This window comes from Actinomadura montaniterrae (assembly GCF_008923365.1).
GTDB classification, from domain to species: Bacteria; Actinomycetota; Actinomycetes; order Streptosporangiales; family Streptosporangiaceae; genus Spirillospora; species Spirillospora montaniterrae.
The window spans coordinates 1-5342 of record NZ_WBMR01000386.1 but is presented as its reverse complement, the minus strand read 5'-3'; the positions used below and the strand labels follow the sequence as shown (position 1 = coordinate 5342).

The following is a 5342-nucleotide window of genomic DNA, read 5'->3' as shown; positions in this document are numbered from 1 at the left end:
CTGCCGGGCCCGAACGGCGACGGCGGACGCCCGGTCCCCGCGCGCCTCGGCGTCCTGCGCCGCCGACGCGTACGCGCCCGCGGCCTCCTCCGCGCGGCCCTGCCGCTCGTACTTGCGGGCGCGGTCGAGCATGGCCTGAAACGTCATCGATCCCTCCGTACGGCGCATACCGTATCGGGACGGCGGTCAGCCGGCCGCGGTGATCTCGACGCGGGTGTCGTGGAACACCGGGCCGCCGCCGAGGTCGGTGGCGCGCTCGTCTACTACCGCGTTGGCGTTCGCGCCGCCGGCGAACCTCGGCCAATGGCCCTTCGCGGTCGCCGCGACACCGGGCCTGACCTCGTCGGACACCCGCAGGACCGCCTCGAACGAGCCGCGGTCGTTGCCGACCCGCACCCGCTGCCCGTCCGCGAGGCCGCGGGCCGCCGCGTCGTCGGGATGGACCCGCACGGCGGGCTCGCCGGCGCGGCGCCGCAGCTCCGGGTTGTTGGCGAACTGCGTGTTGAGGAACTCGTGCGACGCCGCGGAGATCAGCGCGAGCGGGTAGCGCCGCGCTCGTTCCGGATCGGCGACCTCGACCGGCGGGACGTACCCGGCCAGTGGGTCCGCCCCGGCCCCGGCCGCCCGCGCCGACCGGAACTCCAGCCGTCCCGACGGCGTCGGGAACCCGTCCGCGTACGGGACGAACGGGTCCGGCACGGCCATCCGGACGAACCCCTCCTTGCGGAGGCGGTCCAGCGTGATGCCCGCCATCCACGGGTGGCCGGAGGCCAGCAACTGCTCGGCGAGCCGCTCGTCGGAGTCGTACACGGCGGGCTCCTCGATCCCCATCCGGCGGGCGAGGCGCCGGAACGTCTCCGACGTCGGCAGGCACTCGCCGGGCGGCGCGACCGCCGGCTCGTTCCAGGCCAGGTGCAGGTGCCCGTACGCCTCGTGCAGGTCGGCGTGCTCGTGCTGCGCCGTCGCGGGCAGCACGATGTCGGCGTAGTCGACGGTGTCGGTCGGGAACTGCTCCAGCACCACCGTGAACAGGTCCTCGCGCGCGAGGCCCCGCCGCACCTTGTTCTGGTGCGGCGTGCTGCCCGCCGGGTTCGCCGCGATGACGAACAGCGCCTTGACCGGCGGGTCCTGGACGTCCAGCAGCCCCTCGCCGAGCCGGCTCATCGACAGCGTCCGCACCGGGCCGGGGCGCAGGTCGTCCCGGTACAGCGCCGCCTTGTTCAGCTTGATATGCCCCGACGTCGAGAACGCGAGGCCGCCGCCGTGCAGCCGCCAGTCCCCGGTGACCGCCGGGATGCCCGCCAGCACCCGGAGCGTCGCCCCGCCGCCGGAATGGCGCTGGATGCCCTGCGTCGCCCGGATGGCGGTGGGACGGGTCCGCGCGATCCGCTCGCCCAGCGCGACGATGTCCGCGACCGGGACACCGGTGATCTCCGCGGCCCGCTCCGGCGGGAACTCCGCGATCCGCTCGCGGAACTCCTCCCAGCCCTGCGTGTGGTCCCGCAGGAAGTCCTCGTCCTGCGCGCCGAGCCCCACGATCACGTTCAGCAGGCCCAGCGCGAGCGCCGCGTCCGTGCCGGGCAGCGGGGCCAGGTGCTCGTCGGCCTGCTGCGCCGTCCGCGTCCGGACCGGGTCGATCGCCACGAGGCGCGCCCCGGCCTTGCGCGCGTCCTGGACGAACTTCCACACGTGATGGCCGCTGGTCAGCGGGTTCGTCCCCCACAGCAGGACCAGCTTCGCGTGCGCCAGGTCCTGCGGGTCCATGCCGCCCGCGGAACCGATCGCCGCCTCCATCCCGGCGGCCCCGGCCGCCGAGCAGATGTCGACGGCGTGCGCGGACGCGCCGAGCACGTTGAAGAACCGGCGCCCGCCGAAACCCTCGCAACCCTGCAGATAGCCGAGCGTGCCCGTCCCCCAATAGGGCCAGACGGCCTCGCCGCCGTGCTCGCCGATGACCCCGCGCAGCCGTTCGGCGATCTCGTCGAGGGCCTCGTCCCAGGTGATCCGCTCGAACCGGCCCTCGCCCTTCGCGCCGACGCGCCGCATCGGATACAGGATCCGGTCGGGCTGCTCCGCGCGCTCCAGCCACCGGTTCACCTTGGTGCACAGCGCCCCGCGCGTGTACGGATGGTCCGGGTTGCCGCGGAGCCGCACCGCCTTCCCGTCCCGGACGGTCACCACCCACGAGCACCCGTCGGGGCAGTCCAGCGGGCACGCCCCCAGCACCTTCAGCTCGGACGACGCCGCGCCCCCGTCGACCATCCTCGAACCCCCTCAGCAGGTGAAACCCCTCCAGTGTCCGACATAACCACATGAGCGTCGGCCAGGGACGTCCATGACGTGTGGTCCCCGGCACCCGGGTCGCGGCGGCCCCGGCGGGGTGGTTTCCTATAGGGCGACGGAACCGGCCCGGTGGGGGGATACGAAGTGAAGAGCGTCGAGCCAGAGGTGTTCCTCGTAGCGCGGCCCGAACTGGACTACGGCGAGGTCGCCCGGTACCTGCGGGACGTCGGCGGGGAGAGCTGGCTGGAACGCCTCGACCGCGGCGACCTCGACGGCGAGCTGAACGACCCCCAGAACCTCGCCGAGTTCGCCGGCCGGCTCTGCTACCGCTCCTGGGAGCCCGGCCTCAACCCCAACGTGACCAAGGTCCGCACCGACTCGTCCGCCTACCTGGAGAACATCCTCCGCAGCCTGCACGGATCGGTGCTGGAGCACGTCAGCTTCAGCTTCGTCCTGCACAACGTCAGCCGCGTCCTGACGCACGAGCTCGTCCGCCATCGCCCGGGCGTCGCGATCTCGCAGGAGTCGCTGCGCTACGTCCGGCTCCAGGACATCCCCTTCTGGTTCCCCGAGTGGGCCCGCGAGGACGCCGAGCTGATGAAGCGCGCCACCGCGATGCTGGAGCAGATGGAGGAGTTCCAGGGCTGGATGGCCGGGCACTTCGGGCTCGATGAGGAGGGCGTCCCCTTCAAGGAGAAGAAGCACAAGACCTCCTTCATGCGCCGCTTCGCCCCCGAGGGCGTCGGGACGGGCCTGGTCTGGACGGCCAACGTCCGCAGCCTGCGGCACACCCTCGAGAACCGGACCGCGCCGGGCGCCGAGGAGGAGATCCGGCTGCTCTTCGGCAAGATCGGCGAGATCATGCGCGCGGAGGCGCCCGACCTGTTCGGCGACTACGAGATCGAGGACGGCGCCTGGGTCCCGAAGTGGCGCAAGGTCTGACGCCCCGCCGCCGGGTCAGCCGTAGGTGCTGAGCTCGATCAGGTTCCGGTCCGGGTCCCGCACGTAGACGCTGGTGATCGGGCCGGTGGCGCCGGTGCGCTCGACGGGGCCCTCCTCGATCGGGACGGCGTGCCGTTCCAGGTCGGCGACCACGTCGCCGAGCGGGCCGGCGACGATCAGGCAGAGGTCGGCGCTGCCGGGGGTGGGCCGCGCCGCCTTGGGCTCGAACTCGCGCCCGGCCTCATGCAGGTTGATCTTGCTGGTGCCGAAAGTGAGGGCGCGGCGTCCGGCGCCGAAGACGACCGTCTCCATGCCGAGGACGCGGGTGTAGAAGTCCACCGTCGCGTCGATGTCGGCGACGGTGAGGACGAGGTGGTCGAGCCGGTCGATGCGCATGCCGCCACGCTAGGGGAGCCCGGCCCGCCGGAACCGGCCGGGTCCGGGCCTGTACGTACGGTGTACGTCTGCGGCAGGATGAGGCGGCATGTCGGACATCATGATTCCCGCCGGCGACCGCGAGCTGCCCGGGTACCTCGCCGTCCCCGACGGCGAAGGCCCGTGGCCCGCCGTCGTCATCGTGTTCGAGGCGTTCGGCGCCACCGCTGACATGCGCGCGCAGGCCGACCGGTTCGCGTCCCGCGGCTACCTGGCCGTCCTGCCGGACTTCTACGGCGGCGCGCCATGGGTGCGGTGCGTCCGCAAGGCGGTGGGGGAGATGCGCGCCGGGCGCGGCCCCATCTACGACGCGGTCGACGCCACCCGGGCGTGGCTCGCCGCACGCGACGACTGCACAGGCGACGTGGGCGTCTGCGGGTTCTGCATGGGCGGCGGGTTCGCGCTGGTCGCCGCGGCCAAGTACGACTTCCAGGCGGCGGCGGTCAACTACGGCATGCTGCCAAGCAGGCCGGACGAGGCGCTGCGGGAGGCATGCCCGATCGTGGCCAGCTACGGCGGCGCGGACCCGACCCTCCGCCGCGCCGCGGCGAAGCTCGACCGGGCCCTGACCGCCGGGGGCGTCCCGCACGACGTGAAGGAGTACCCCGGCGCCGGCCACGGCTTCCTCACCGAGACCGAGGCGCCGGGCCTGCTCGGCCCGGTCACGAAGATCGCCTTCGGGCTCGGCAAGGGCCGCGAGCACGCCCCCGTCGCCTGGGACCGCATCTTCGCCTTCTTCGACGCGCACGTCGCTAAAAAATCTACAACGTAAAGGCGCTGGGTTGGCTGATCAGAGCTTCAGAACGGCCTGGGTCTGGGTCACCTGGGCGACGCGGCGGCCGGTGCCGTCGTAGAGGTCGGTCTGCACGACGATGGACGTCCGGCCGGTGTGCAGCGGGTGCGAGACGCCCCGGACGGTGCCCTCCTTCACGCCCCTGAAGAAGTTGGTCTTGGACTCCAGCGTCGTCGTGGACGCGCCCGCCGGCAGGTTGAGGAACGCGCACGCCGCGCCGAGGGTGTCGGCGAGCGCCATCAGCGCCCCGCCGTGCATCAGCCCTCCCGCCGTACAGCGATCCGCCGCCCAGTCGAGATGGCCCGTGACCTCCTCGGGGGCGGCGGCGTCGATCTCCACGCCGAGCGCCCGGGCGAACGGCATGGCGTCGGTGATCTGGTCGGGGGTGAGCCCGGTGGTCATGGATCTCTCCTCGGACGGCGTGCCGGAACCTACCCGGCCCACCTTCGCGATCACCTGCGCACGCCGTCCATTACCTCAGAGGTAAGGCGCAGCCTTCCGGCCACCGCCCTCCTCTGGCGCCCGCCCCAAGGGACGTCTGGACCGCGCCCCTGCCCCAGGAGGCCTGGCGGGGCGGGCAGCTGGCCGCGCTGCGACCGTCCCAAAGGGGCCTTGCGTGGGTGTGGGACGGGCCGGACCAGGGCCGTGCGGAGGGCTCGCTAGCGGCGTGAGGTGGGTTGAAGTCCCTGTTCAGCGGGTGGTCTGGGCCGCTCTGGAGGTGATCCACGGGCGGGTATCTCGGGCGCGTGGAGATCGTTCCACACTTTTTTTGGGGTGGGTGAACTGGGCTGCAGCCCTTGCGTTGGGGGAGTTTTGGGTGGTCTTTGCTGGTCGGGTGGGGTCTTGGGGCGTGCTTGACGAAATATGGGGGCGCTTGAACCTGTTGTGG

The 5342-nt window shown here is 72.6% G+C and carries 5 protein-coding genes; 2 read left to right on the top strand and 3 right to left on the bottom strand.

Features of this window, described 5'->3' with window-relative positions:
* Window positions 1-186: 186 nt before the first annotated feature.
* Window positions 187-2262 (bottom strand): molybdopterin-containing oxidoreductase family protein, encoded by a 2076-nt coding sequence (locus tag F9B16_RS49050; protein ID WP_151547123.1) that lies wholly within the window; start codon window positions 2260-2262, stop codon window positions 187-189.
* 165 nt (window positions 2263-2427) lie between these two features.
* Between F9B16_RS49050 and thyX the strand changes: the two genes are divergently transcribed.
* Window positions 2428-3225 carry an FAD-dependent thymidylate synthase gene (thyX, locus tag F9B16_RS49045; RefSeq protein WP_151547122.1) on the top strand — a complete coding sequence of 266 codons (798 nt, stop codon included), beginning with the start codon at window positions 2428-2430 and terminating at the stop codon, window positions 3223-3225.
* A gap of 15 nt (window positions 3226-3240) precedes the next feature.
* Here thyX and F9B16_RS49040 read toward each other — a convergent pair whose 3' ends face one another.
* Window positions 3241-3621, bottom strand: a complete 381-nt coding sequence (locus F9B16_RS49040) for a VOC family protein (RefSeq protein ID WP_151547121.1) — start codon at window positions 3619-3621, stop codon at window positions 3241-3243.
* Window positions 3622-3709: 88 nt separating this feature from the next.
* On the opposite strand from F9B16_RS49040, the gene F9B16_RS49035 reads away from it, so the two are divergent.
* Window positions 3710-4432, top strand: coding sequence for a dienelactone hydrolase family protein (locus F9B16_RS49035; protein ID WP_151547120.1), 723 nt, complete (start codon window positions 3710-3712; stop codon window positions 4430-4432).
* An 18-nt stretch (window positions 4433-4450) separates the two neighbouring features.
* Here F9B16_RS49035 and F9B16_RS49030 read toward each other — a convergent pair whose 3' ends face one another.
* A complete protein-coding gene (locus F9B16_RS49030) occupies window positions 4451-4855 on the bottom strand; it encodes a PaaI family thioesterase (protein ID WP_151547119.1) in 405 nt (134 codons plus the stop codon).
* Window positions 4856-5342: the final 487 nt, after the last annotated feature.

Excerpts from the sequence above, each read along its gene's own strand:
- F9B16_RS49035 (WP_151547120.1), top strand. The coding sequence starts at position 3,710 with ATGTCGGACATCATGATTCCCGCCGGCGACCGCGAGCTGCCCGGGTAC.
- F9B16_RS49050 (WP_151547123.1), bottom strand. The coding sequence starts at position 2,262 with ATGGTCGACGGGGGCGCGGCGTCGTCCGAGCTGAAGGTGCTGGGGGCG.
- F9B16_RS49040 (WP_151547121.1), bottom strand. The coding sequence starts at position 3,621 with ATGCGCATCGACCGGCTCGACCACCTCGTCCTCACCGTCGCCGACATC.
- F9B16_RS49030 (WP_151547119.1), bottom strand. The coding sequence starts at position 4,855 with ATGACCACCGGGCTCACCCCCGACCAGATCACCGACGCCATGCCGTTC.